Here is a 25,623-nt window from a genome sequence, read left to right on the forward strand (position 1 = left end):
CCCTAGTCCTCGTAGCCCAGGTGCAGATCGCGCTCCGTACGGCCGCCGCCCGCGATCTGGAGGACCGTCGCGACCGGCGGGTAGCCCGCGGCGATGACGGTGTATTCGCCGGCCGACAGGTCGATGAAGCGGAACGCGCCGTCGGGGCCGGTCGTCGCGGTGTCGACCACATTGCCCGCCGCGTCCAGCAGCGTGACCCGGGCGTCCTCCACCACCCGGCCGCCGGTGGCCCGGACGACCCCGCGCAGCACCGCGCCTCCGGCCAGTTCGATGTCCTGCCGGGTCTCCCGGGCGGCCTGGACGGTGATGGGGAGAGCGGCGGGGCGGAACGCGGGGGCGCTGGCGGCGAGGGTGTACTCCCCCGCCACCAACTCGTCCATCACATAGCCCCCTTCGCGTCCGCTGCGGGTGGCCGCGACGACCTCGCCGCGGACATCGGTCAGGGTGACGGTCGCCTCCCTCACGGGCGTGCCGTCCGCCGTGAGGACGGCACCGGCGAGCCGGCCCGCGCCGCCGAGGACCACGTCCAGCTCGACCGGCCGGTCCCCGACGGTGACGCTGACGGCGCGCGGCTGGTGGCCGCCGGCCGCCGCGATCAGGACGTAGGACCCGGCGCCGGGGGTGCTCAGCGCGTACCGCCCGTCCTCCCCGGTGGCGCCGCGCCCGATCTGGCGTCCGCCGACGTCGATGAGGGTCAGGGCGGCCCGGGGGACCGAGGTGCCGTCGTGGTGCTGGACCGTGCCGCAGACCGGGACGCCCGCGGCGGGCGGCGGCGCGGTGGACGCGCCCGCCGCGGCGTGCCGGGGCCCGGTGCCCGTGCGCGCGGCGGGCACCACGGGCTCTTGCAGGTCTTGCTGGACGGCGTAGTCGGTGTGGGACACCAGAGGTTTCTCCTTCAGCAGGAAGGCGAGCAGGAAGCCCAGGACGAGCACCGGCACGAGGTAGAGGAAGATCCGCGGCATGGCGTGGGCGTACGCCGCGATGTAGCCGTCGCGCAGGGCGTCCGGCATCGCGTGCACCATCTGCGGGGTGACCGAGTCGGGGTCGGGCAGATTGGAGCCGTCGCCGCCGCGCCCGTGCCCCGCCCCGGAGGGCAGGTCGGCCTTGAGGCGGTCGGCGAGCCGGCCTGTGAAGAGCGTGCCGAAGACGGCCGCGCCGACGCTGCCGCCGATCTGCCGGAAGTAGTTGTTGGCGCTGGTGGCCGAGCCGAGGTCGGCCGCGGGCACGGAGTTCTGCACGGCGAGCACGAGCACCGGCAGGACCAGCCCGATGCCGAGGCCGAGGACGCCCATCCACAGGCTGTAGTCCAGGCGGGAGGTGTCCTCCTGGAGCCGGGAGAGCAGCCACATCCCGGCGATGGAGACCAGCCCGCCGACCACCGGAAGGGCCTTGTAGCGGCCGGTGGCGCTGATCAGCTGGCCGGAGACGATGGAGGCCAGCACCATGCCGCCCATCATGGGCACCATCAGCAGCCCCGACTCGGTGGCGGAGACGCCGTCGACCATCTGCAGGAAGGTCGGCAGGTAGCTGGCGGCGCCGAAGAGGGCGACCCCGATGACGGCGCCGATCAGCCCGCTGACGCAGAAGACCCCGTCGCGGAACAGCCGCATCGGGATGATCGGTTCGGGGACGACGCACTCCACGGCGACGAACAGCACCACCGCACCCGCCGCCCCCAGGGCGAGCCCGAGGATGACGCGGGAGTCCCACGCGTACTCCGTGCCGCCCCAACTCGTCAGCAGCACCGCGCAGGTGGAGAACAGCGACAGGAACAGCGCGCCCAGGAAGTCGAAGCGGGCCCGGCGCGGCGGTTCCGGCACCTTGAGGACGGCGGCCACGACGGCGAGGGTGACCAGCCCGAAGGGGATGTTGACGTAGAAGCACCAGCGCCAGGAGACATGGTCGGTGAAGAACCCGCCGAGCAGCGGCCCGGCCACCGAGGCGAGGCCGAACGCGGCTCCGATGAGTCCCATATAGCGGCCGCGTTCCCGGGGAGGAACGATATCGGCCATGATCGCCTGCACGCCGATCATCAGACCGCCGGCGCCCACGCCCTGCACCGCCCGGAAGACGATCAGCTCGTCCATCGTGCGGGACCAGCCGGCGAGCGCGGATCCGGCGACGAAGACGACGATCGCGAAGACGAAGACGCTCTTGCGGCCGAGGAGATCGCCCAGCTTGCCGTAGAGCGGCAGCACGATGGTGACCGCGAGGAGATAGGAGGTGACGGTCCAGGACATCTTGTCCAGGCCGTGGAGTTCACCGACCACCTCGGGGAGGGCGGTGGCGACGATGGTCTGGTCGAGGGCCGCGAGCAGCAGCGCGAGCATCAGCCCGAAGAAGACCGTGCGCACCCGGGCCGGGCTGAGCGGGGCCGGGTCGGTGTCCCGGCCCCCGCCGCGGGCCGGGGCGGTGTCCCGCACCGCCGGGGGCGGCGCCGCGTCCGCCCCGGTCTCCCCGGCTCCGCCTGCGGCGGCGTGGGCGGGAGGGCCCGCCGGTTCGTGCCCCGCGTGCCGCTCGTGGCCTTCCCGCCGCTTCGGCACGGTGGCCCCGGTGGTGCCGCCCACGTCCTTCTCCCCTCGCCATATCTGCGCCGCCCATTTCTCGCATCACGCGCAATGACGGGCAAACAGCGACGAATCGCCGACGAGGGGGCGTCGATGGCGTTCCCCCCGGTGAGAGTGGGTACGGAGGGATGCCGGACGGCGGAGAAAACCACCCGAACCGGTGAATGCGACGTCCGGTCCGGGGACGAGGGCCGGAGCGCCGGGCGCTACTGGGCCGTCTCGGCGGCGAGCTTGGCCAGCAGTTCGTCGTAGATCCGGGCCAGCCCCTTGGGGGCGAAGGTCCGCTCGAAGAAGCCGCCGATGCCGCCCGCGCCGGTCCAGGTGGAGGTGACGACCACCCGCGACCTGCCCTCACCCGCCGGGGTGACCGTCCAGGTGGTGACCATCGAGGAGTTGCGGTCCTTCTCGACCAGCTGACCGTCGGTCGGCTCGGAGACCTCCAGCAGGCAGTCGCGCACCCGCTTGCTGGTGGCCTGGAGCTTCCAGTGCACGACGGTGCCCTCGCCGTCGCCGCCCTCGCGCACCTCGTACTCGCTGAACTGCTGCGGAAGCAGCCGGGGACGGGTCTCGCGGTAGTCGGCGAGTGCGTCGAACACGTCCTCGGGCTTACCCGTGACGATCCGCTCCGTGGTGGCCTCGACCTGCCCCATCGCTTTTCCTTCCACGCTCGGCGTGGCGCCCGTACCCGCGACGCCCTGACAAGCGCAAGCCAACCACCTCGGGGGCACCCGCCCAAATCCAGGCTTGACGCAAACGAATCAAACTTGTGTTCTATTGTGGTACCGAGCGAGACCGGAGGTGCCTGCCATGCGCTGGGACAACCTGACCAGAGACGACGAGGCGGCCACCCCGGCCCTGTTCGCCGCGGACGCGGTGACCACCCGCACCTTCGACACGTCGACTCTGGCTCCAGACACACATCACAGCGCTACTCTTGACGGGTGACCAGACCACGAAAGAGGGCCAGCCTGTACGTCCGGCTGTCCGTCGCCGCCGACGCGGAGAATGTCTCCCTGGAAGGCATGATCGATGACATGCGGGCCCTGTGTGAGCGGGAGAACCTCGAAGAAGTAGCCCTCCACATCGATGATGGTAAGTCCGGTGGCCGACGTGACCGCGACGAATTGCAGGCGTGGCTGAACGACGCTCGGATCGGTGCGTGTGACGTCCTGGTGAACCCTGTCACCGACCGACTGACCCGCGAGGGCCTGAACGTCGCCGCGACGATCCTGGACGTCCTTGAGGGGAAGGACCCGACTACCGGCAAGTTGGCCCACAAGCCGGTCCGCCTTCTCGACTGTAACGGCCTGGACTCCCTCCACGGTGACGCCTTCCGCTTCCGCTTCGTCATCCAGGCCGAAGTCGGTCGAGCGGAGCGGGAACGCATCCGCCAGCGGAGCCGCGACAGGGCCCGCCGCCTTCGCCACGCTGGCCGCTGGGGCGGTGGAACCCCACCCTTCGGATACAAGGCCGTACCGAACCCAGAACTGACCGAAGACGGGGAGTCGAAGGGCTGGGTCCTGGCTGTAGAGCCAACGGAGGCGAAGTACATCCGCGATGCGGCGGAGTCCCTCCTGCAAACAGAACCAGACCCGCTCAACAAGGTCGTCCGGCGCCTGAACCACGCTGGCGTCAGGCCCAGGCGCGCAAAGGAGTGGTCACGCCAGACGCTGGCCAAAGTTCTGACCGGTGATCACATCATGGGCCGCGCTGTCGAGAATGGCCGTCCGATACGTGACGACGAAGGCAACATCCTTACCCCCTGGCCAGAGATCCTGACTCCCGGACAGGTGACCGCTCTTCGCGCTGTCCTGGCCCCGAACCCAGATGCTCCGTACAGCGGTGGTCGTCGCCCGGCCAGACTCCTGTCTTCGCTCCTGACCTGTCCGGGGTGCCTGTCCGTTCTCCAGGTCTTCCGGCGGAAGTCGCGAACGATGAACCCTGATCCGGTCATCGGCTACCGCTGTACGACACGGAGCCAGGGCGGGACCTGTCCGTCCCCGGTCAGCGTGACCGCCGGACCGATCGAGGAGTACGTGACTGACCTCTACCTGTCCACCGTTGGCCACATGCCCATGTACCGGGAACGGACAGTGGTGTCCGGAGTGGAGGAGCTGGCCGCCGTGGAGGCAGACATCAGGGAGACCCTGGCCGACCTGGCCACACACGCGGACGCAGCCACCTTCACGCGCCTCCAGCAGCTCCAGGCCCGCCGGGACGAGCTGGCCGCCGCCGAGCCTGACCGGCGGACAGAAATGATTCGGACCGGCCAGACCATGGCGGAGTACTGGGCGGACGCCATGGTGGACGACCGCCGGGAACTACTTGCCAAGGCGTTCGAGGAACTGACCGTGCTCCCTGGCAAGAGGGGCCGGAAGGGTTTCGACCCCACGCGGCTGCGGAGTCGATGGGCGTAGGAGGCCGACGCGGGAGACGGCTGGGAATAGTGGCGACAGCGGAGAAGTTCTTTAGTTTTGTTGCGTCCCACTTCAATAAAGACTCTCCACTTCTTCGCCCCCTTGGGCCTTAGCCCTTTACCTGGGACAGAACGCGACTTCCGACCCAGCTGAGGTTCCCCCGCTGTGCGGGTGTGGCTGATTAGCTGGTCAGGGCGGGTTGACCGACACCAGCCCTCCGTGATTGTCGACTGTGCGGCCAGCCTTTCCAGCCGACCGGCCCGGGGCGCCTGTCCGTATGCCCGTACGACGACGCTGACGACTACTGCCAGGGCCTCCAGGACGCCCAGGAGGACCTCCAGGCGGCCCGCCAGGCGGCCAGGGAGTCCGCAACATGCGACGGGCCCGGCTGCGGAGCGGCGGGCGCGCACCGCAATGTCCGGGAGGAGCCGGAGGTCCGGGCCGACCCGCCCCCGGCGCCGTCCCAGCTGTCACTGCTGTGAGCCCGCGCGCCCGGCCGCCCGGCGGTACCGCCCGCCCCGGTCGCCCCCGCTCCCCTCACGGCACCCGCGCCTCCCCCACACTCTCCGCCGGACCGGCCCTGCCCGCCGGCTCCGGGGCGCCGCCGCCCGTGACGGCGCCCTCGCCGGTGATCCGGGCCAGGGCGGCGGACGCCGCCGCGCTGAGGCGGATGTGCCGGGCGGCGGCGGTCAGGGCCGGGATGGCGCGCTCGTCACCGATCGCGCCCAGGCCCTCGACACAGGCGCGGGCGATCGCCCAGTGCCGGTCCCGGGCCGCCAATTGCCGCTCCAGCGCGGCGACCAGGGCCGGTACGGACTCGGGGGCACGCAGCTCCACCAGCAGCCGGATGGGATGCAGGGAGTACGCGGTGCGCAGCGGGTTCGTGGCCAGGGCGGCGGCGGCCCGCGCGGTGCGCGGATCGCCGAGCCGGGCCAGCACCCGGGCGGCGGTCGCGCAGCGGGCCGGCTCACGGTAGTTGAGCAGGAGAACGAGGGTTTCGAAGGCCCGGCGGTCGCCCGCGCTGCCGAGCACGAAGGCCGCGGTCTCCCGCGCCCACAGCGGCTGCTCCGGCGCGACCAGGATGCGGGCCAGCTGCTCGCGCGCCGCGGGGGTGCCCTGGCGTACGAGCGCGAGCAGTGAGGCATGGGCCGCGGTTTCCTGGGGGGTCGTGAGCGAGGCCCGTACCCGCTCCGTCAGCGTCCGGAATTCATCGTCCATACGAGGTCTCCCCTCCCCGGTGGGCCGCGACCCGGCACGGCCTCACGATGAGCTCTGGCATATGGGTTACCCACGGGTTAATATGACGACACGAGCAGCACCCCTGCTCCGGCGGCCTGGTGACGCAGCCGCCTTTGTGCGACGTCGGTTCGGCGGTTCGGAAAAGCGAGTACGGCACGGCCCCGGGACAGGGCCGGCCGCGTGTCTCCCATGGGCAGTCTCCTCCGTACGGCGCTGTCCGTCAGGGAGCGTGCAAGACCTTCCGTCGGGGATGTGTGCCGACCGCGTCCAGCCCCCGCGCACGCGCGGGGTGAGCGGCATCAGCGGCATGGCACGAGCTCCCCTCAGTCGTCACATCATCCCCGTCCCCGGGGAACACCCTCTGGAGTCCGTGATGGACCGTCTTCCACACACCGGCGTCAGCCCCGCGACGTCCCCCTCTGATCTCTCCCCCTCCCGGGCCCCGCTCACTACTGTCGCTGTCGTCGGGCTCGGCACGATGGGCACCGGCATCGCCGAGACCCTGGCCCGCGCCGGCCGGGAGGTGATCGGCATCGACATCGACGAGCGCGCCTGCCGCCGGGCCGTCACCGCGCTCGAGGCCGCCACCGCCCGCGCCGTGCACCGCGAGCGGATCACCGAGCGGGAGCGGGCCGGGATCCTCGGCCGGTTCCGCGTCGCCACCGATCTGCGCGCCGCCGCCGACGCGGAGCTGGTGATCGAGGTGGTGCCCGAGGACTACGACACCAAGCGCGAGGTCTTCGCCGGGCTGGACACCGTCGTCCGCCCCACCGCGATCCTCGCGACCGGCACCAACGCGCTGTCGGTGACCCGGCTGGCCGCCGAGTCCGCCCATCCGGAGCGGGTCTTGGGCCTGCACTTCTTCAACCCGGCGCCCGCGATGAGGCTGGTCGAGATCGTCTCCAGCGTGCTGACCGCCCCCGGGGCCGTCGAGGCGGTCACCGCGCTCGCCCGCGATCTGGGCAAGGAGCCGGTGGCGCTCGGCGACCGGCCCGGGTTCGTCGCCGACGGGCTGCTGTTCGGCTACCTCAACCAGGCCGCCGCGATGTACGAGGCCAAGTACGCCGCGCGGGAGGACATCGACGCGGCGATGAGGCTGGGCTGCGGACTGCCGATGGGCCCGCTTGCCCTGCTCGACCTGATCGGCATCGACACCGCCCGCACCGTGCTGGAGGCCATGTACGCCGCCTCCGGCGACCGGCTGCACGCGCCCGCGCCCGTCCTGGGGCAGCTCGCCGAGGCCGGTCTCACCGGCCGTAAGGCGGGCCGCGGCTTCTACACGTACCAGGCGCCGGGCAGCGGCACCGTCGTCCCGGACGCCGCGTCGGCCGAGGTGCGGCACGCCACCGACGGGGCACGCCCGGTGCGCGCCGTCGGCGTCGCCGGTTCAGGGACGATGGCCGCCGGGATCGCCGAGGTCTTCGCCAGGGCGGGGCTGGAGGTGGTGCTGGCCGGCCGGACCCCGGAGAAGGCCGAGGCGGCGAAGGCCCGCGTGGCGAAGTCCCTGGCCCGGTCGGTGTCCAAGGGGCGGATGACCGAGCGGGCCCGGGAGCAGGCGCTGGAGCGGATCGGCACGGCGGATGCGCTCGACGCGTTCGCCGCGGTGGACCTGGCCGTGGAGGCGGTGGCCGAGGACCTGGTCGTCAAGCAGGAGCTGTTCAGGGCGCTGGACAAGGTCTGCAAACCGGGCGCGGTGCTGGCCACGACCACCTCCTCGCTGCCGGTCATCGCCTGCGCGCGGGCGACCTCGCGCCCGCAGGACGTGGTGGGCCTGCACTTCTTCAACCCGGCCCCGGCGATGAAGCTGGTCGAGGTGGTGCACACCGTGCTGACCGCGGACGAGGTGCGCGCGACCGGGCACGCGGTGTGCGCGGCGGTGGGCAAGCATCCGGTGGACTGCGGCGACCGGGCCGGTTTCATCGTGAACGCCCTGCTGTTCCCGTACCTCAACAACGCGGTGAAGATGGTCCAGGAGCACTACGCCACCCCGGACGACATCGACGCCGCGATGAAGCTGGGCGGCGGCTATCCGATGGGCCCCTTCGAACTGCTGGACGTCGTGGGGCTCGATGTGTCGCTGGCCATCGAGCGGGTGCTGCACCGGGAGTTCCGGGAACCGGGCCTGGCCCCGGCACCGCTGCTGGAGCATCTGGTCGCGGCCGGGTGCCTGGGGCGCAAGACGGGGCGCGGCTTCCGCGAGTATGCCAAGGCCTGAGTTCGGCTCCGGCTGGGGCGGACCGGCTGAGTCCGGTTCCCGGTGGGGCGGGCTGCTGGAGCCGTCCGTCGGTCTGCCCCCGCACCGGCACTCACAAGCGTGTTACGTTCCCCACATGTCCCAGCCCGTGAAGGCCACGCGTACGGAGCGTGCGAAGCGATCCCCCTCGTCCGGCGGCGGTGAGAGCGCGGGGAGCCGCCGCGCCGCGGCTCAGCGTCTGTCCATGCGGCGCAAACTCGCCGCCGCGGCAATGGAGTTGTTCGCGACGCAGGGGTACGAGGCGACGACGGTCGACGAGATCGCGGCCAGGGCGGGAGTGGCCCGCCGCACCTTCTTCCGGCACTTCCGCTCCAAGGAGGAGGCGATCTTCCCGGACCACGACGACACGCTGGTGCGGGCCGCGGCGGTGCTGGACGCAGCACCTCCGCATGAGAACCCCCTGGACACCGTGTGCCGCGGGATCAAGGAGGTCATGCGGATGTACGCGTCCGCGCCGACCGTCTCCGTGGAGCGCTACCGGCTGACCCGTGAGGTACCGGCGCTGCGGGAGCGGGAGATCGCCTCAGTGGCCCGTTACGAGCGGCTGTTCACCCGCTATCTGCTGGGCCACTTCGACGAGGGCGCCCACCACGACGGGGACGACGACCCGCTGCTGGCCGAGGTCGCCGCCTCGGCCGTGGTCACGGCCCACAACCATGTGCTGCGGCGCTGGCTGCGGGCGGGCGGCCAGGGCGATGTGGAGGCGCAGCTGGACCACGCCTTCGCGATCGTCCGCGAAGCCTTCGGCGCCGGTATCGGCGGCCGGCCCGGCCCGGCCAACGGCCGCCCCGCGGCGGCGGTGTCGGCGACGGAGGAGGACGAGGTGGTGGTGATGGTGGCGCGGACGGACGCACCGCTGACCGAGGTCATGCGGACGATCAAGGAGGCTCTCAAGCGGTAGTTCCGCGACCCCGCCGGCCACGCACCGGCGGACCCGCACAGGCGACGGCCGCCCCGGCTCGGGGCGGCCGTCGTCGCTCATGTGTGCAGCCGAGATGACAACTGAGAGAATTTGTTGGCACCCAGTGTCTTGCGAGGTGGCACAGGGTGCCATACGGTGAAGGTGTCCGGGCGGCCGGCGCGCTGCCAACCACCGCGCGCCGGCTGTCCCCGCAAGCCGCTTTGCGCGCCCGGACGAGCCTGCGTCACCAGGCACCCGGCGCCACCCGCGCCACATGAGAACCACCTCCGCCGAACCGACGGCACCGCATCAGCATCACCCGTCACGAGCCCAGCGTTCCCTCAGGCGTCCCCCGTGGGCGCTTCGCCGGAGGCACCGATGAACGAGATACTCGACGCGATCCTGGCGTCGGACACCACCCCCGAGGACTTCGCGGCACTGCGCATCCCCGAGTCGTACCGCGCGGTGACCGTGCGCAAGGACGAGGCCGACATGTTCGCGGGCCTCACCACGCGGGAGAAGGACCCCCGCAAGTCACTGCACGTGGACGAGGTGCCGGTGCCCGAGCTGGGCCCCGGCGAGGCCCTCGTCGCCGTGATGGCCAGCTCGGTCAACTACAACTCCGTGTGGACCTCGATCTTCGAGCCGCTGCCGACCTTCGGCTTCCTGGAGCGGTACGGCAAGCTCTCCTCCCTGACCAAGCGGCACGACCTGCCGTACCACATCATCGGCTCCGACCTCGCGGGCGTCGTGCTGCGCACCGGCCCCGGGGTGAACGCCTGGAAACCGGGCGCCGAGGTCGTCGCGCACTGTCTGTCGGTCGAGCTGGAGAGCGCCGACGGCCACAACGACACCATGCTCGACCCCGAGCAGCGCATCTGGGGCTTCGAGACCAACTTCGGCGGGCTCGCCGAGATCGCCCTGGTCAAGTCCAACCAGCTGATGCCCAAACCGGCCCATCTGAGCTGGGAGGAGGCGGCCGCCCCGGGCCTGGTCAACTCCACCGCCTACCGGCAGCTGGTCTCCCGCAACGGCGCCGGGATGAAACAGGGCGACAACGTCCTGATCTGGGGCGCGAGCGGCGGACTCGGCTCCTACGCCACCCAGTTCGCGCTGGCCGGCGGGGCCAACCCGATCTGTGTGGTCTCCTCGCCGCGGAAGGCGGAGATCTGCCGCCGGATGGGCGCCGAGGCGATCATCGACCGGACCGCCGAGAACTACAGGTTCTGGAAGGACGAGAACACCCAGGACCCGCGCGAGTGGAAGCGGTTCGGCAAGAAGATCCGCGAACTGACCGGCGGCGAGGACGTGGACATCGTCTTCGAGCACCCGGGCCGGGAGACCTTCGGCGCGTCCGTCTACGTCACCCGCAAGGGCGGCACGATCGCCACCTGCGCATCGACCTCCGGCTACACCCATGAGTACGACAACCGCTATCTGTGGATGTCGCTGAAGCGGATCATCGGCTCGCACTTCGCCAACTACCGCGAGGCGTGGGAGGCCAACCGCCTGATCGCCAAGGGCAGGATCCACCCGACGCTGTCCCGGACCTACCGGCTGGAGGAGACCGGCCAGGCCGCGTACGACGTCCACCGCAACGTCCACCAGGGCAAGGTCGGCGTGCTGTGCCTGGCCCCCGAGGAGGGCATGGGCGTGCGCGACCAGGCGATGCGCGACCGGCACATCGACGCCATCAACCTGTTCCGCGACGACGCGTCGGAGCGGACCGGCAAGCACAGTCGCGACGACGCGTCGGAGCGGACCGGCAAGCGCAGCCGTGACGACGCGTCGGAGCGGACCGGCAAGCACAGTCATGACGACGCGTCGGAGCGGACCGGCGAGCGCAGCCGCGACGACGCGCCGCAGCGGACCGGCAACCACGGCGAGGGCGCCCGATGAGTGGCGAGCCCCGCCCCAAGGACCGGCCCTGGCTGATGCGGACCTACGCCGGGCACTCGACCGCCGAGGCGTCCAACGAGCTGTACCGGCGCAATCTGGCCAAGGGCCAGACCGGACTCTCGGTCGCCTTCGACCTGCCCACCCAGACCGGCTACGACCCGGACCACGTCCTCGCCCGTGGCGAGGTGGGCCGGGTCGGGGTCCCGGTCTCCCATCTGGGCGACATGCGGCGGCTGTTCCAGGAGATCCCCCTGGAACGGATGAACACCTCCATGACCATCAACGCCACCGCCATGTGGCTGCTGGCGCTGTACCAGGTCGTCGCGGAGGAGCACGGCGCCGATGTCGCCACGCTCCAGGGCACCACGCAGAACGACATCGTCAAGGAGTACCTCTCGCGCGGTACGCATGTCTTCCCGCCGGGTCCGAGCCTGCGGCTGACCACCGACATGATCGCGTACACGGTCCACCACATCCCCAAGTGGAATCCGATCAACATCTGCAGCTACCACCTGCAGGAGGCCGGGGCCACTCCGGTGCAGGAGATCGCCTACGCGATGGCCACGGCGATCTCCGTCCTGGACGCGGTGTTCGCCTCCGGCCAGGTTCCCGAGGACCGCAAGGGCGACGTGGTGGCCCGGATCTCCTTCTTCGTGAACGCGGGCGTCCGGTTCATCGAGGAGATGTGCAAGATGCGCGCCTTCGGCCGCGTCTGGGACCGGATCACCCGTGAGCGCTACGGCATCGAGAACCCCAAGCACCGCCGGTTCCGCTACGGCGTCCAGGTGAACTCGCTCGGCCTGACCGAGGCCCAGCCGGAGAACAACGTCCAGCGCATCGTCCTGGAGATGCTGGCCGTCACCCTCTCCAAGGACGCCCGCGCCCGCGCCGTCCAGCTCCCGGCCTGGAACGAGGCGCTGGGTCTGCCCCGCCCCTGGGACCAGCAGTGGTCGCTGCGCATCCAGCAGGTGCTCGCCCATGAGAGCGATCTGCTGGAGTACGACGACATCTTCGAGGGCTCCCGGGTGATCGAGACCAAGGTCGCCGCGCTGGTCGAGGAGGCCGAGGCGGAGATCGAGCGGATCCAGGAGATGGGCGGGGCGATGGCCGCCGTGGAGTCCGGCTACCTCAAGGCGCAGCTGGTGGCCTCCCACGCCGAACGCAGGGCGCGGATCGAGGCGGGCGAGGAGAAGATCGTCGGCGTCAACTGCTACCAGTCCACCGAGCCCAATCCGCTCACCGCCGATCTCGACACCGCGATCATGACGGTGGACCCGCAGAACGAGGCACGGGTGGTCTCGGCCCTGCACGCCTGGCGCGAGCGGCGCGAGGAGGGCCCCGCCCAGGAGGCCCTCGCCGCCCTCCGCAAGGCCGCCGCGGGAACCGAGAACCTGATGCCCGCGACCCTGCGCTGCGCCCGCGCGGGCGTGACCACCGGGGAGTGGGCCTGGGCGCTGCGCGATGTCTTCGGCGAGTTCCGCGCCCCCACCGGGGTCGGCGGCGCGCCGGTGGCCGTCGCCGCGGAGGCGGGCTCCCCGCTGGCCGCCGTCCGCGAGAAGGTCGGCAAGACCGCCGCCGAGCTGGGCGGCGGCAGGCTGCGGCTGCTGGTCGGCAAGCCCGGTCTGGACGGGCACAGCAATGGCGCCGAGCAGATCGCGGTACGGGCCAGGGACGCCGGCTTCGAGGTGGTCTACCAGGGCATCCGGCTCACTCCCGAGCAGATCGTCGCGGCGGCCGTGGCCGAGGACGTGCACTGCGTCGGGCTGTCCATCCTGTCCGGGTCGCACGCCGAGCTGGTGCCCGACGTCCTGGAGCGGCTGCGCGGCGCGGGCGCCGGAGACATCCCCGTCGTCGTCGGCGGGATCATCCCGGCCGCGGACGCCGCCGCACTGCGTGCGGCGGGCGTCGCCGCGGTTTTCACCCCCAAGGACTTCGGCATCACGGAGATCATCGGCCGTATCGTCGACGAGATCCGCGCCGCGAACACGCTTCCCCCTCTGGAGGTACCCGTATGACCGCCCCCGACCGCTCCCCGGCCGCCGCCCGGCTGCGCCCCCGCCGCTCCTGCCTGGCCGTCCCCGGCTCCAATCCGCGTTTCCTGGAGAAGGCCCAGGGGCTCCCGGCCGACCAGGTCTTCCTGGACCTGGAGGACGCCTGTGCGCCGCTGGCCAAGGAGGACGCCCGGCACACGATCGTCAAGGCGCTGAACGAGGGCGACTGGACCGGTAAGACCCGGGTGGTGCGGGTCAACGACTGGACCACCCACTGGACGTACCGGGACGTCATCACGGTCGTCGAGGGGGCGGGGCCCAACCTGGACTGCATCATGCTGCCGAAGGTGCAGGACGCCCAGCAGGTGATCGCGCTCGACCTGCTGCTGACCCAGATCGAGAAGACGATGGGCTTCGAGGTCGGGCGGATCGGCATCGAGGCGCAGATCGAGAACGCCAGGGGCCTGGTCAACGTGGACGAGATCGCGGCCGCCTCGCCGCGGCTGGAGACCATCGTCTTCGGCCCGGCCGACTTCATGGCGTCCATCAACATGAAGTCGCTGGTCGTGGGCGAGCAGCCGCCCGGCTACCCGGCGGACGCCTACCACTACATCCTGATGCGGATCCTGATGGCCGCCCGCACCCACGACCTCCAGGCGATCGACGGCCCCTACCTCCAGATCCGGAACGTGGACGGCTTCCGCGAGGTGGCCGGGCGCGCCGCCGCCCTCGGCTACGACGGCAAGTGGGTGCTGCACCCGGGGCAGGTGGAGGCGGCCAACGAGGTCTTCTCGCCGTCCCAGGAGGACTACGACCACGCCGAGCTGATCCTGGACGCCTATGACCACTACACCTCGGAGGCGGGCGGCCTGAAGGGCTCGGCGATGCTCGGCGACGAGATGATCGACGAGGCCAGCCGCAAGATGGCCCTGGTCATCGCGGGCAAGGGCCGCGCGGCCGGGATGACCCGTACGTCCACCTTCGAGCCCCCGGAGGCGTGAGTCATGCAGTTCGGCCGGACCTATGAGGAGTTCACGGTGGGCGACGTCTACCGGCACTGGCCGGGGAAGACGGTCACCGAGTACGACGATCACCTCTTCTGTCTGCTCACCATGAACCACCACCCGCTGCACATGGACAGCAACTACGCCGAGAAGACGACCGATTTCGGCAGGAACGTCGTGGTCGGGAACTACATCTACTCCTTGCTGCTGGGCATGTCGGTGCCCGATGTCTCGGGAAAGGCGATCGCCAATCTGGAGATCGAGTCGCTGCGGCACGTCGCGCCCACCTTCCACGGCGACACGATCTACGGCGAGACGACGGTCCTGGACAAGAGGCCGTCGAAGTCGAAATCGGACCGGGGCATCGTGCAGGTGGAGACCAAGGGCTACAAGCAGGACGGCACCCTGGTCTGTGTCTTCCGGCGCAAGGTGATGGTGCCGACCGCCACGTACATCAAGGAGCGGGGCGGAGAGCAGCCGGGCCGCCCGGAGCTGGGAGAGCAGTGATATGAGCCGCCTCGCACAGACGGAGGGCCTGACCGACATCCAGCGGGAGATCCTCTCCACGGTCAGGAATTTTGTCGACAAGGAGATCCTGCCGGTCGCGACCGAGCTGGAACATCGCGACGAATATCCGACCGCGATCGTCGAGGGGCTGAAGGAGCTGGGCGTCTTCGGTCTGATGATCCCGGAGGAATACGGCGGTCTGGGTGAGTCCCTGCTCACCTACGCGCTGTGTGTCGAGGAGATCGCCCGCGGCTGGATGAGCGTGTCGGGCATCATCAACACGCACTTCATCGTGGCGTACATGCTGGGGCGGCACGGCACCGCGGAGCAGAAGGAGTATTTCCTGCCCAAGATGGCGCTGGGCGAGGTCCGGGGCGCCTTCTCGATGTCGGAGCCGGGGCTGGGCTCGGATGTGTCGGCGATCACCAGCAAGGCGGTGCGGGACGGCGACGAGTACGTCCTGAACGGGCAGAAGATGTGGCTGACCAATGGCGCCACCTCCACCCTGGTGGCGGTGCTGTGCCGGACCGGCGAGCCCCGGGAGGGGGTCGCGCCGCACAAGACGATGACGACCTTCCTGGTCGAGAAGGAGCCGGGCTTCGGGGAGGTCCGGCCCGGTCTGACCATCCCCGGGAAGATCGAGAAGATGGGCTACAAGGGGGTCGACACCACCGAGCTCATCATGGACGGACTGCGCATTCCGGCCGATCGGGTGCTCGGCGGGACGCCGGACCGAGGTTTTTACCAAATGATGGACGGAGTGGAGGTCGGCCGGGTGAACGTGGCCGCCCGCGGCTGCGGTGTGGCGCGGCGCGCGTTCGAGCTGGGCATCGCGTACGCACAGCAGCGGCACACCTTCGGCAAGCCCATCGCCCAGCACCAGGCCATCCAGTTCAAACTGGCGGAAATGGGAACAAAGGTCGAGGCCGCTCATGCGATGATGGTCAACGCGGCCCGGAAGAAGGACTCCGGCGCGCGCAACGACCTCGAGGCGGGAATGGCGAAGTACCTGGCGTCGGAGTACTGCAAAGAGGTCGTGGAGGACGCCTTCCGCATCCACGGCGGGTACGGCTTCTCCAAGGAATACGAGATCGAGCGCCTCTACCGGGAGGCACCGATGCTCCTCATCGGCGAAGGTACCGCCGAGATTCAGAAAATGATTATTGGACGGAGGCTCCTGGAGGAATACCGAACCCAAGACTGAACGTCCCTTTTGGGGTGGTATCCGAGAGAAGAAGGTCACACCGCGCCAGGGGCTTCGGTCACTGACAAGCCACCGACAGGCCCTGGCGCTTGCCCAGTTACCGCTCGCAACCGATACCATCCCGGAAAGCCGCCGTCCCCAGTCTCGCGTCGCGGCATCCTCCGCTACGAAGGTCATCCATGCCCCACAGCCATTCCTCTGCACAACGCGACAGCTTGGTTGGTGTACGCCTCGCGCGCGGAGCGTCGCCGTGGCTCCTCCCGACCGTCGCCACCGCGGCGGTCAGCCTTGCCCGGGCCCGCCGCTCCGGACGCTGGACGGCGGTCGCCGTGCCCGCCACCGCGCTCGCGGCGGGCATGCTGTGGTTCTTCCGCGACCCCGAGAGAGAGATCACCCAAGGCCGGGTGATCTCTCCGGCCGACGGTGTGGTGCAGAGCATCATGCCGTGGAAGGACGGGCGCACCCGCGTCGCCATCTTCATGAGCCCGCTCAACGTGCACGTCAACCGCGCCCCGCTGGCCGGCACGGTGACCTCCGTGGAGCACATCCCCGGTGGCTTCGTTCCCGCCTTCAACAAGGAGAGCGAGAACAACGAGCGGGTCGTCTGGCACTTCGACACCGAACTCGGCGACATCGAGATGGTCCAGATCGCCGGTGCAGTCGCCCGGCGTATCGTGCCCTATGTGCCGCAGGGCACCAAGGTCGAACAGGGTGAGCGGATCGGTCTCATCCGCTTCGGCTCGCGCGTCGACATCTACCTTCCCGAGGGTGTCGATGTCGCGGTCGAGGTCGGCCAGGCCACCACCGCGGGGGTGACTCGCCTTGACCGTGATTGATCCCGACACACAGGCCGCCTGGGTTCCGGAAGCCGAGGTGGACTCCGTCGACGAGACGGACGACATGCCGCTGTCGACGCGCCTGTCGATAGCCGACACGCTGACCCTGGGCAACGCCACCTGTGGCTTCCTGGCGGTCTACTTCACCACCACCGGCGTCCTCATCCCGCACCTCACGGGCAGCGAGGACGGCGGGATGACCCGGCACAGCGCCGCCTCGGCCGTGATGCTGATGCTGCTCGCCTCCGTCTTCGACCTCTTCGACGGGCTGGTCGCGCGCAAGCTGCGCAGCTCGGCGATGGGCGCGGAGCTGGACAACCTCTCCGACCTGATCAGCTTCGGACTGGCCCCGGCGTACTTCGTACTGGTGTGGGGCATGGTCTCCGACGACGCCTATCAGCGGGTCTCGGTGGTGGGCGCGATCGTGGTGCTGCTGGCGGTGGTGCTACGGCTGGCCAGATTCTCCTGCGTCACGCTGCGTGACGGCGTCTTCCAGGGCATGCCGAGCCCCTTCGGCGCCCTGACGGTCGTCTCGGTGGTCCTGCTGGGCCTGCCATTCGTGCCGACCCTGCTGGCCATTATCGGTGTCGCCTGGCTGATGGTGAGCCGGGTGGAGTACCCCAAGCCGCGCGGCCGGCTCGCGGTGGCCATGCTCAGCTGGATCGTGACCAGCATGTTGCTGCTGGCGGCCTGGGCCTTCGAGGCCCCCGGCGGCGAGCTGCTGCTCCAGTCGGCCTGCGCCCTGCAGGTCGTCATGGGCGCGGTGATCCCCCTCTTCGCCACGGCCCGCCGGGTCAACGCCTTCCGCGACAACCGCCGCGAGGCGAGGGCGGCCCAGCTGCCCTAGCGGCCGTAAGGCCGCCTGTCCTCGGACGGAAACGCCGTGGGGCCCGAGCTTCCCGCTCGGGCCCCACGGCGTTTTCGGGTTACGGCTGACGTCACTGCCCCACGTCGAGGATCCGCACCGGCCGTCCCTTCCACTGATCCGCCGCGGCCGTCGCGACCACTGCCCCGGCCGGGCGCTCAGGGGTCGGCTGGGCCACGTACGCGGTGTGGGCAGCCGCCCATCCGACGGCGTCACGTGCCACCGCCAAGGCGGCAGGCGAGTCGAGGTCGAGGACGGTGAGGCCGGGCAGGGCGGCGATGTGCTCCGCCGTTCCGGGACGGGCCCGGTCCGCCTCCACAAGGGCACAGGCCGGAGCGTAGAGGAACCAGCCCGATTCGGCATGAGCACGGTGGATCAGCCGGGAGACCCGTTACCCGAACGGGAGAGACGCGACCTCATCAGCCGAGAAAGTCCGCCGCCAAGCGTTCCGCGGTGCGCTCCAGGAGGGGGCCCGCCTCCGCGATGCAGCGGGACGGGTCCGGCTCCAGGTCGGTGAGGGCGTAGGCGCGGCGGATGCCCGCGCTGCCCAGGGCCGCCGGGGAGAGGGCCAGACGGCCGCAGACCGCGACCACCTCGATACCCCGCGCACGGGCCGCCGCCGCGACGCCCGCCGGGGCCTTGCCGTGGAGGGTCTGCTCGTCCAGCGAGCCCTCCCCCGTGATCACCAGGTCCACGCCCTCCAGGGCGGTCTCGAAGCCGAGGACGTCCAGCATCACGTCGATGCCGGGGCGGAAGGCCGCGCCCAGGCCGATCAGCGCGCCGAAGCCGATGCCGCCCGCGGCGCCCGCGCCGGGCGCGAGGGCGTACTCGGCGGCCGGGGCCCCCACCGCGCGCTCCAGGACGTGTACGTAGTGGACGAGGGCGGCGTCCAGGGCCGCCACGTCGTCCTCGCCCGCGCCCTTCTGCGGGCCGTAGACCGCCGCCGCGCCCTTGGGGCCGGTCAGCGGATTGTCGACATCGCTGGCCAGGACGGTTTCGGTGGCCGCCAGGCGCGGGTCGAGGCCGGAGAGATCGGCCGTGGCGAGGTCGCGCAGCGGCCCCCCGCCCGGCGCGACGGGCGTGCCGTCCGCCCGCAGGAAGCGTGCGCCGAGCGCGCTGAGCATCCCCGCGCCGCCATCCGTCGTGGCGCTGCCGCCGACGCCGAAGACGATCGTGCGGGCGCCCGCGTCGAGCGCCGCGCGCAGCAGCTCCCCGCTGCCGTACGTGGTCGCGGTGAGCGGCGCGAACACCCCCTCCGGCAGATGGCGCAGCCCGGACGCCTCGGCCATCTCCACCACGGCCGTGGATCCGCGCAGCGCGTACGCCGCCGTCACCGGTGCGCCCAGCGGCCCGGTGACCCGCACCTCGCGCCGTTCGAACCCGGCCGCGACCGCCGCGTCCACCGTGCCGTCGCCGCCGTCGGCGACGGGCAGCGCCTCGATGCTCAGCCCCTCGCCGTCACGGGGCGCACCGCGGCGCAGCCCCGCCGTGACGCGCTCGGCGACCTGCACGGCCGTGAGCGATCCCTTGAACTTGTCCGCGGCGATCAGTACGCGCCGGGGCGGTGTCGCCCGCCCCTCCGCCCACGTCCTGGTCCCTGCCGCGGTATCCGCCGCGGCCGATACCGCTGCCGCTGACGATGCCGATGCCTTCGAAGCGTCCGTCGTCACCTTGGTAACCCCTCGCATTCGCACAGGTCGCGCCGGTGTGACCCTATCCGGCGCGGGCTCACCGGTACACCCGCATCAGTGGGGTACACGTGCCCCATGGCTCTCAGCGGGAGCGCGCTCGCGGACCGGATCCACGGCGGCTGGCTCGGCCGGATCGCCGGGAACATGCTCGGCAAACCAGTCGAGAATGGCCCGTACTGGACGCGCGACCGTATCGACCGGTATCTGCGCCGCGCCGACGCCCTGCCGCTGACCGACTACCTCCCCGCGCCGGAGCCAGCGCCCGACCCGGTGGAGTTCGCACTGCGCCCCGAGTGGCGCGGTTGCGTCCGCGGCCGGATCCACGGCAGCTGCCGCGACGACGACGTGGACTACTCCCTGCTCGGCCTGCACCTGCTGGAGACCCACGGCTTCGGCTTCACCACCGAGGAGGTCGCCGAGGTGTGGCTGCTGCGGCTGCCGTACCTGCAGACCTTCACCGCCGAGCGGGCCGCCTACCGCAATCTCACGGCCGGGGTGCGACCACCGCTCAGCGCGACCGTCGACAACCCCTACCAGGAGTGGATCGGCGCCCTGATCCGTGCCGACGTCCACGGCTGGGTCAACCCCGGGAAGCCGCACCGGGCCGCCGCGATGGCCCGCCGCGACGCCGTCCTCTCCCACACCGGCAACGGGGTGTACGGGGCGATGTGGGCGGCGGCGCTGATCGCCGCCGCGTTCACGGCGGACGGCCCGCGCGCCGCCGTCGACGACGCCCTGGACCTGATCCCGCCGCGCTGCCGACTGGCCCGTACGGTGCGCCGGGCGGTGTCCCTGCACGACGCGGGGGTCGGCTGGGCGGCCACCCTCGACCAGCTGGAGCGGGAGACCGCCGGGCTGCCCTGGATCCATGTGGTGCCCAACGCCGCCGTCCTCACCGCCGGGCTGCTCCACGGCGCGGGCGACTTCACCACGACGATCGCCCTGACGGTGCGCGGCGGCCTGGACACCGACTCCAACGGCGCCACGGCCGGGTCGGTCGCGGGGGTGCTGTGCGGCGCGGCGGCCATCCCGCCGCAGTGGACCGAACCGCTGGAGGACCGGGTGCGCAGCGCCGTCTTCGGCTTCGACGGCGCCCGCGTCAGCGACCTGGCGGCCCGCACCCACCGGCTGGCGGTCCCGGCGGAACGCCGGGGCTGATGGGGGCGAGGCATCGGCTGGCGGTCTGGGCGGAACGCCGGGGCTTATCGGGGTGAGGCGTCAGCTGGCGGTCTGGGCGCGGCCGACCTGCTGGTCGGCCTCTTCGCCGCTAGCCGCCAGGGCGAGTTCGCACCGGCCGACCCCGCGCTCGCCGAGTTGCTCGGCCGGCCCACGACGCCCCTGGCGGACGTCCTGGAGGAGATGGCCGCGCGGACCGCGTGACGGGGCGGGGGCGGACCATGTGGCGGGGACGGGGGCGGATGGCGGGGCGGGGGCACGGACCACGTGACGGGACGGGGACGGATGGCGGGGCGGGGAAACGGACCGCGTGACGGGGCGGAGAGGGGGACGGATGGTGGGACGGGGTGGGGGACGGATGGCGAGCGGAGGTCTGGCGGGCTGACTCCGCCCGTCCGGGCAAACGCGCTGGCCGCCGGCCGAGGGGCCTGCGTACGCTCGCCGCATGAGCAGCGAGACGACGCACCGGCCGCTGGTGGCAATCCTGAGCGGGGCGGGCATCTCCACGGATTCCGGGATCCCCGACTACCGCGGTCCACAGGGGCTGTGGCGGCGCGACCCCGAGGCCGAGAAGCTCGTGACCTACGACATCTACATGACCGATCCGGAGATCCGGCGCCGCTCCTGGCAGATGCGGCGCGACAGCGAGGCGCTGCACGCCCGGCCCAACGGGGCGCATGAGGCCGTCGCCCGGCTGGAGCGCTCGGGGGTGCCGGTGCGGGTGATCACCCAGAACGTGGACGGGCTGCATCAGATCGCCGGGATGCCCGCGCGCAAGGTGCTCGAACTGCACGGCACCGCGCGGGCCGTGGAGTGCACCCACTGCCAGGCGCGGTCCGGGATGGCGGAGGCGCTGGAGCGGGTCGCGGCCGGTGAGGCGGATCCCGCGTGCCGGGAGTGCGGCGGGATCCTGAAGTCGGCCACGGTGATGTTCGGGGAGAACCTCGACCCGGAGGTGCTGACCGAGGCGGTCGCGGTGGCGCAGGCCGCGGACATCTTCATCGCGGTCGGCACCAGCCTCCAGGTCCAGCCCGCCGCCTCGCTCGCCGGTATGGCCGCCGAACACGGCGCCCGGTTGATCATCGTCAACGCCGAGCCGACCCCGTACGACGAGCTCGCGGACGAGGTCGTCCGCGAACCCATCGGCACGGCGCTGCCCGCCCTGCTGGACCAGATCGGGGACGGCGCCCGCGCCACCGGGTGAGGGTGAGGGTGAAGGTGACCGGACAGGGTTCAGATCAGAAGAGCCCGGGGAGTTGGCGGCCGGACTCGAACTCCAGCAGTCGGCGCTTGCGGTCCAGGCCGCCGCCGTAGCCGGTGAGACCGCCTGTCGAGCCCACCACGCGGTGGCAGGGAACGATGATGCCGATCGGGTTCTTGCCGTTGGCCAGGCCGACGGCGCGGGACGCGGTCGGCTGTCCGATGCGGTCGGCGAGCTGCCCGTACGAGCATGTCCGGCCGTACGGGATGCGCTGCAGCTCGTCCCAGACGCGGCGCTGGAACGGCGTACCGTCCAGGCGCAACGGCAGGTCGAACGTCGTCAGTTCGCCCGCGAAGTAGGCCGCGAGCTGGCGGACGGTCTCGGCGAAGGGGGCGTCGTCGGGGTCGCCGGGCGCGCCGAAGGTCTCCTCGGGCGGGCGGTGGCGCTGCTCGGCCATGTAGAGGCCGGACAGCTCGGCGCCGGTGGCCACGAGGGTGAGCGGGCCGTAGGGGCTGTCGACGACGGTGTGGGTGCGGGTCACGGAATTCCGGTTTCCTCGGCGGGTTCGGTCGGTACGGGTGAGGCGGATTGTTCGGGCGATTCTGCGGTACGGGTGGGGCGGACTGCTTCGGGCGATTCCGCGGTACGGGTGTTGCGAACTACTTCGGGCGATTCCGCGACACGGATGTCGCGAACTGCTTCGGGCGATTCTGCGGCATGGACGTCGCGAACTGCTTCGGGCGGTTCCCTGGCACGGGTGGGGGCTCGCCCCCGTGCCGGTCACTTACGTGTCCGGTGGGCCCCGGTTGCGGTCGGTGTGCTCTGGCGAGAGGCCGCCGCCACGGTGTGCCCGCGGCCCACGGCGGGCTTCGGCAGAGCTGGTCGGGCGTCCGCATCGGGCGGTGGGGTCGGGCGGGCGGATGGTCGAGCGGCCGGAACCGGCCGTTGGGTGGTCAGGCGGCGGGCAGGCGGTTGATGGCGTGGGCGCCGTCCGTGGCCCACAGGTACTGGACGGCGTACGCGCGCCAGGGGCGCCAGCGCGCCGAGTGACGGGCGAGGGCGCCGGGCGTGGCGGGCAGTCCCAGCTCGGCGGCGGCGCGCCGCACCCCGAGGTCGGTGGGGAGGAAGGCGTCCGGGTCCCCGAGGGCGCGCATCGCGATCACCTCGACGGTCCAGGGGCCGAGCCCCGGCAGCGCGCCGAGGCTCGCGCGGGCCTCGTCCCAGTCGCTGCCGACGCCGAGCGCGACCCGGCCCCCGGCGAGCGCGTCGACCAGCCCGGTGAGGGTGGCACGGCGGGTGCGGGGCATGGCCAGCTTCTCGGGGTCCAGCCCGGCGAGGGCCTGAACGGTCGGGAAGAGATGGGTCAGACCGCCCGCCGGGTCCTCCACCGGTTCGCCGTGCGCGGCCACCAGGCGGCCGGCGTGGGTGCGGGCCGCCGCCGTGGACACCTGTTGGCCGAGCACGGCGCGCACCGCGAACTCGTCCGCGTCCACCGCCCGCGGCACCCGTCGTCCCGGCGCCTTGTCCACCAGCGGGGCCAACTGGGGGTCCGTACGCAGCAGATCGTCCACGGCGGCCGGGTCGGCGTCCAGGTCCAGCAGCCGTCGGCAGCGGCTGATCGCCCCGGCCAGGTCGCGGAGGTCGGCGAGGGAGAGCTGACAGGCGATGTGGTCCGGCCGCGGGCTGAGCGTGACCACACCGGGCCCGTACGGCAGCCGCAGCGTCCGCCGGTAAGCGCCGTCGCGCCATTCCTCGACCCCGGGGACGGCGGTGGCGGCCAGATGCCCGAAGAGGTTGTCCGGGCACAGCGGCGCCCGGAACGGCAGCCGCAGCGTGAGCGCGCCCGGCACGCTGCTCCCCGGTACGCGGCGGGCGCGCTGCCGCAGCTCGGTCGGGGAGAGCGCGAAGACCTCCCGTACGGTCTCGTTGAACGCGCGGACGCTGGCGAACCCGGCCGCGAACGCGATGTCCGCCATCGGGAGCGCGCTGGTCTCGATGAGCAGCCGCGCGGTCTGCGCCCGCTGCGCCCTGGCGAGCGCGAGCGGGCCCGCGCCGAGCTCGGCCAGCAACTGCCGCTCTATCTGCCGGGTGCTGTACCCCAGCCGGGCCGCCAGGCCCGGCACCCCGTCCCGGTCCACCACCCCGTCGGCGATCAGCCGCATCGCCCGCGCGACGAGATCGGCGCGCTCGTTCCACTGCGGCGACCCGGGGCTGGCGTCCGGACGGCACCGCTTGCAGGCCCGGAACCCGGCCTGCTGGGCGGCCGCGGCGCTGGGCAGGAACCGCATGTTCTCGGGCCTGGGCCCGACGACCGGACAGCTCGGCCGGCAGTAGATCCCGGTGGTCACGACGGCGATGAAGAACCACCCGTCGAAGCGGGCGTCCTTCGCCTGTGCCGCGCGGAGGCACCGGTCGGTGTCGGTGTACATGGGTCCAGCATCCGCCAGCGGGGCGGGTGCGGGCTCGCAGGAATCCGACATTGACGTCCCGCCTCGTGGGGTGGGGCAGGCTGGGGGGCGGGGCGGCCGGCGTGGGCGGGCACGGCCCGGGCCGGGCGGCTCGGGCGGGCGCGACGCGGGCTGGCCAGTTCGGGCCGGGCGACTCCGGCAGCGCGACTGGCGCGGGCACGACTCGGCGGACCGGGCGGCTCGGGCGGGCACGGCTCAGGTTGGGCGGCTGGCGCGGGAATCGTCTCGCTGCTCAGTTGCGCCGAAGGCGCGCGAGACGAAACCCGCACCCGCCCAACGGCCCCCGCCCCGTTCCCCACTCCCCCGTCCACGCCGGATGTTGCCGCGAAAGGGGAGACCAGCGGCTTGCGGATCGGCATCATGGGGGCGTGACGGACTACGCCGAATTCGCGCTCCCCGATGGCACCCCCGTACGCCTGGAGCTGACCCCGGTCGGAATCGCTCCCGCCTCCGCCTCCGTCCCCGGCCACGGCCACGGCGACCGCGACCGCGATGGCCACGACGACGGGAAGCGGCAGGGGCCCCCGATGCCCGGGGGGATCGGGGGTGTGACCCCCGTGGGCCGGGTGCCGCGAGCCGCCGCGGCGCTGGCCGTCGACGGCTTGCAGGCCGTACTGCGGCCGCTGGGACCGCTGTTGCAGGAGGTGCACAACTCCGTGACCACCGCGGCGAATCCGCCCGATGAGGTCCAGGTGCAGTTCGGGGTGCAGATCGGGCAGGACCTCAAGCTCGGCATCGTCGGGGCCAACGGCCAGGCGAGCATGACGATCTCGGCCACCTGGCAGCTGTCGGGTGCCGGTACGGCCTGACCGATGGAGGGGTTCCGCCCCGTCCCGCCCGCCGGACAGCGCCCGGCCACGGTCTCGGTCCTGAGCCGGCTGGACCACGAGGCGGTCGGCTCCGGCGTACTGCTGCCCCGTGACCGCTTCCCGACCCGCCCGCCCCGCCCGCCCCGCGCGACACGCTGCACCGCTGGACCACGGCGGTCGCCGTCCGCCTCGGGGTCCACCGGGCGGCCCTGGCGGAGCGCTGGGCGGACGCCCACGACGGCGGCCCGGTTCCCGCGCCGTACGGGCGGTCGCGGGCGCCCCGCCGCGCCGCCTGCCCGAGGCGGTGCGCGCCTACCGTGCCAGCGCCCTCGGCTGCCCCCGGACCTTCCCGGGGCGGCCGGTGCTGGCCTGGGCCGACGCCGGCCTGGCCCACTTCCGGACCCGCTGCCGCGGTGTGGTCGTCGTGCCGTTCGACAAGCGTCTGGCGACCGGCGCGGAGGTGGACCTGACCATGATGCGGACGCGAACCCACGAGGCGTACGTCACCTTCGCGGCGCTGGTCGCGGAGGGTTTCCCCGACGTCAGAGGCTGATTCCCGGCTCCGCGGGCCGGGGGGAGGCGGCTCACGGCGGG

At 71.9% G+C, this 25,623-nt stretch carries 20 protein-coding genes and 2 pseudogenes; 15 read left to right on the forward strand and 7 right to left on the reverse strand.

The genetic code is table 11. The features are described from left to right. Positions 1–2: 2 nt before the first annotated feature. The gene (locus tag AXW62_RS27955) at positions 3–2,567 is read right to left on the reverse strand and encodes an MFS transporter (protein ID WP_107406357.1); all 2,565 of its coding nucleotides are present in this window, start codon (positions 2,565–2,567) and stop codon (positions 3–5) included. A 206-nt stretch (positions 2,568–2,773) separates the two neighbouring features. Then, a complete protein-coding gene (locus tag AXW62_RS27960) occupies positions 2,774–3,217 on the reverse strand; it encodes an SRPBCC family protein (protein WP_060946951.1) in 444 nt (147 codons plus the stop codon). Positions 3,218–3,374: 157 nt separating this feature from the next. On the opposite strand from AXW62_RS27960, the pseudogene AXW62_RS44145 reads away from it, so the two are divergent. Both AXW62_RS44145 and AXW62_RS41540 read left to right on the forward strand, forming a co-directional pair. Further along, positions 3,375–3,491: pseudogene (locus tag AXW62_RS44145) on the forward strand (Rv2578c family radical SAM protein); the annotation flags it as partial. A 17-nt stretch (positions 3,492–3,508) separates the two neighbouring features. Next, positions 3,509–4,984 (forward strand): recombinase family protein, encoded by a 1,476-nt coding sequence (locus AXW62_RS41540; protein ID WP_079105778.1) that lies wholly within the window; start codon positions 3,509–3,511, stop codon positions 4,982–4,984. 537 nt (positions 4,985–5,521) lie between these two features. Here AXW62_RS41540 and AXW62_RS27975 read toward each other — a convergent pair. Next, positions 5,522–6,202 carry a HEAT repeat domain-containing protein gene (locus AXW62_RS27975; protein WP_060946954.1) on the reverse strand — a complete coding sequence of 227 codons (681 nt, stop codon included), beginning with the start codon at positions 6,200–6,202 and terminating at the stop codon, positions 5,522–5,524. 394 nt (positions 6,203–6,596) lie between these two features. On the opposite strand from AXW62_RS27975, the gene AXW62_RS27980 reads away from it, so the two are divergent. The 9 genes from AXW62_RS27980 to pssA all read left to right on the forward strand — a co-directional run bounded on the left by AXW62_RS27980 (position 6,597) and on the right by pssA (position 17,666). Continuing rightward, on the forward strand, positions 6,597–8,438 hold the full coding sequence (locus AXW62_RS27980) for a 3-hydroxyacyl-CoA dehydrogenase family protein (protein ID WP_079115835.1): 1,842 nt from the start codon (positions 6,597–6,599) through the stop codon (positions 8,436–8,438). Between the two features lie 115 nt (positions 8,439–8,553). Next, complete coding sequence (locus tag AXW62_RS27985; protein ID WP_060946956.1) at positions 8,554–9,378, forward strand: TetR family transcriptional regulator; 825 nt, start codon at positions 8,554–8,556, stop codon at positions 9,376–9,378. A 378-nt stretch (positions 9,379–9,756) separates the two neighbouring features. Next, on the forward strand, positions 9,757–11,277 hold the full coding sequence (gene ccrA, locus AXW62_RS27990) for a crotonyl-CoA carboxylase/reductase (RefSeq protein ID WP_060946957.1): 1,521 nt from the start codon (positions 9,757–9,759) through the stop codon (positions 11,275–11,277). After that, complete coding sequence (locus tag AXW62_RS27995; RefSeq protein ID WP_079115836.1) at positions 11,274–13,292, forward strand: ethylmalonyl-CoA mutase; 2,019 nt, start codon at positions 11,274–11,276, stop codon at positions 13,290–13,292. The genes ccrA and AXW62_RS27995 overlap by 4 nt, the downstream gene beginning before the upstream one ends. Continuing rightward, the gene (locus tag AXW62_RS28000; RefSeq protein WP_060946959.1) at positions 13,289–14,269 is read left to right on the forward strand and encodes an HpcH/HpaI aldolase/citrate lyase family protein; all 981 of its coding nucleotides are present in this window, start codon (positions 13,289–13,291) and stop codon (positions 14,267–14,269) included. The genes AXW62_RS27995 and AXW62_RS28000 overlap by 4 nt, the downstream gene beginning before the upstream one ends. A 3-nt stretch (positions 14,270–14,272) precedes the next feature. Beyond that, positions 14,273–14,779 (forward strand): MaoC family dehydratase, encoded by a 507-nt coding sequence (locus AXW62_RS28005; RefSeq protein ID WP_060946960.1) that lies wholly within the window; start codon positions 14,273–14,275, stop codon positions 14,777–14,779. A 1-nt stretch (position 14,780) separates the two neighbouring features. After that, positions 14,781–15,983 carry an acyl-CoA dehydrogenase family protein gene (locus tag AXW62_RS28010; protein WP_060946961.1) on the forward strand — a complete coding sequence of 401 codons (1,203 nt, stop codon included), beginning with the start codon at positions 14,781–14,783 and terminating at the stop codon, positions 15,981–15,983. 179 nt (positions 15,984–16,162) lie between these two features. After that, on the forward strand, positions 16,163–16,819 hold the full coding sequence (locus tag AXW62_RS28015) for a phosphatidylserine decarboxylase (RefSeq protein WP_060946962.1): 657 nt from the start codon (positions 16,163–16,165) through the stop codon (positions 16,817–16,819). Next, entirely contained in the window at positions 16,806–17,666 is an 861-nt protein-coding gene (gene pssA / locus AXW62_RS28020) for a CDP-diacylglycerol--serine O-phosphatidyltransferase (RefSeq protein WP_078962039.1), read from the forward strand. The genes AXW62_RS28015 and pssA overlap by 14 nt, the downstream gene beginning before the upstream one ends. Positions 17,667–17,757: 91 nt before the next feature. On the opposite strand, the pseudogene AXW62_RS28025 reads toward pssA, so the two are convergent. After that, positions 17,758–18,069: pseudogene (locus AXW62_RS28025) on the reverse strand (PIN domain-containing protein); the annotation flags it as partial. A 34-nt stretch (positions 18,070–18,103) separates the two neighbouring features. Beyond that, positions 18,104–19,372 (reverse strand): glycerate kinase, encoded by a 1,269-nt coding sequence (locus tag AXW62_RS28030; protein ID WP_079115837.1) that lies wholly within the window; start codon positions 19,370–19,372, stop codon positions 18,104–18,106. Positions 19,373–19,450: 78 nt separating this feature from the next. Between AXW62_RS28030 and AXW62_RS28035 the strand changes: the two genes are divergently transcribed. Both AXW62_RS28035 and AXW62_RS28040 read left to right on the forward strand, forming a co-directional pair. Then, positions 19,451–20,533: an ADP-ribosylglycohydrolase family protein gene (locus AXW62_RS28035; RefSeq protein ID WP_060946963.1), complete on the forward strand. Its 1,083-nt coding sequence runs from the start codon at positions 19,451–19,453 to the stop codon at positions 20,531–20,533. A 463-nt stretch (positions 20,534–20,996) separates the two neighbouring features. Then, positions 20,997–21,755, forward strand: coding sequence for an SIR2 family NAD-dependent protein deacylase (locus tag AXW62_RS28040; protein WP_060946964.1), 759 nt, complete (start codon positions 20,997–20,999; stop codon positions 21,753–21,755). A 34-nt stretch (positions 21,756–21,789) separates the two neighbouring features. Here AXW62_RS28040 and AXW62_RS28045 read toward each other — a convergent pair whose 3' ends face one another. Beyond that, complete coding sequence (locus tag AXW62_RS28045; RefSeq protein ID WP_060946965.1) at positions 21,790–22,293, reverse strand: methylated-DNA--[protein]-cysteine S-methyltransferase; 504 nt, start codon at positions 22,291–22,293, stop codon at positions 21,790–21,792. A gap of 412 nt (positions 22,294–22,705) precedes the next feature. Beyond that, positions 22,706–24,181 (reverse strand): DNA-3-methyladenine glycosylase 2, encoded by a 1,476-nt coding sequence (locus AXW62_RS28050; RefSeq protein WP_060946966.1) that lies wholly within the window; start codon positions 24,179–24,181, stop codon positions 22,706–22,708. A 407-nt stretch (positions 24,182–24,588) separates the two neighbouring features. Here AXW62_RS28050 and AXW62_RS28055 point away from each other — a divergent pair, with 407 nt between their 5' ends. Both AXW62_RS28055 and AXW62_RS28060 read left to right on the forward strand, forming a co-directional pair. Beyond that, positions 24,589–25,029 carry a CU044_2847 family protein gene (locus AXW62_RS28055; protein WP_060946967.1) on the forward strand — a complete coding sequence of 147 codons (441 nt, stop codon included), beginning with the start codon at positions 24,589–24,591 and terminating at the stop codon, positions 25,027–25,029. Between the two features lie 304 nt (positions 25,030–25,333). Next, entirely contained in the window at positions 25,334–25,582 is a 249-nt protein-coding gene (locus tag AXW62_RS28060; protein ID WP_060946968.1) for a hypothetical protein, read from the forward strand. Positions 25,583–25,623 lie beyond the last annotated feature (41 nt).

It is taken from the genome of Streptomyces hygroscopicus subsp. hygroscopicus, assembly GCF_001553455.1.
GTDB lineage: Bacteria > Actinomycetota > Actinomycetes > Streptomycetales > Streptomycetaceae > Streptomyces > Streptomyces hygroscopicus.

What these genes read in the sequence shown, in the direction of transcription:
- AXW62_RS27960 (WP_060946951.1), bottom strand. Translation starts at nt 3,217, where the DNA reads ATGGGGCAGGTCGAGGCCACCACGGAGCGGATCGTCACGGGTAAGCCC.
- AXW62_RS27975 (WP_060946954.1), bottom strand. Translation starts at nt 6,202, where the DNA reads ATGGACGATGAATTCCGGACGCTGACGGAGCGGGTACGGGCCTCGCTC.
- AXW62_RS27980 (WP_079115835.1), top strand. Translation starts at nt 6,597, where the DNA reads ATGGACCGTCTTCCACACACCGGCGTCAGCCCCGCGACGTCCCCCTCT.
- AXW62_RS27985 (WP_060946956.1), top strand. Translation starts at nt 8,554, where the DNA reads ATGTCCCAGCCCGTGAAGGCCACGCGTACGGAGCGTGCGAAGCGATCC.
- ccrA (WP_060946957.1), top strand. Translation starts at nt 9,757, where the DNA reads ATGAACGAGATACTCGACGCGATCCTGGCGTCGGACACCACCCCCGAG.
- AXW62_RS27995 (WP_079115836.1), top strand. Translation starts at nt 11,274, where the DNA reads ATGAGTGGCGAGCCCCGCCCCAAGGACCGGCCCTGGCTGATGCGGACC.
- AXW62_RS28000 (WP_060946959.1), top strand. Translation starts at nt 13,289, where the DNA reads ATGACCGCCCCCGACCGCTCCCCGGCCGCCGCCCGGCTGCGCCCCCGC.
- AXW62_RS28005 (WP_060946960.1), top strand. Translation starts at nt 14,273, where the DNA reads ATGCAGTTCGGCCGGACCTATGAGGAGTTCACGGTGGGCGACGTCTAC.
- AXW62_RS28010 (WP_060946961.1), top strand. Translation starts at nt 14,781, where the DNA reads ATGAGCCGCCTCGCACAGACGGAGGGCCTGACCGACATCCAGCGGGAG.
- AXW62_RS28015 (WP_060946962.1), top strand. Translation starts at nt 16,163, where the DNA reads ATGCCCCACAGCCATTCCTCTGCACAACGCGACAGCTTGGTTGGTGTA.
- AXW62_RS28030 (WP_079115837.1), bottom strand. Translation starts at nt 19,372, where the DNA reads ATGCGAGGGGTTACCAAGGTGACGACGGACGCTTCGAAGGCATCGGCA.
- AXW62_RS28035 (WP_060946963.1), top strand. Translation starts at nt 19,451, where the DNA reads ATGGCTCTCAGCGGGAGCGCGCTCGCGGACCGGATCCACGGCGGCTGG.
- AXW62_RS28040 (WP_060946964.1), top strand. Translation starts at nt 20,997, where the DNA reads ATGAGCAGCGAGACGACGCACCGGCCGCTGGTGGCAATCCTGAGCGGG.
- AXW62_RS28050 (WP_060946966.1), bottom strand. Translation starts at nt 24,181, where the DNA reads ATGTACACCGACACCGACCGGTGCCTCCGCGCGGCACAGGCGAAGGAC.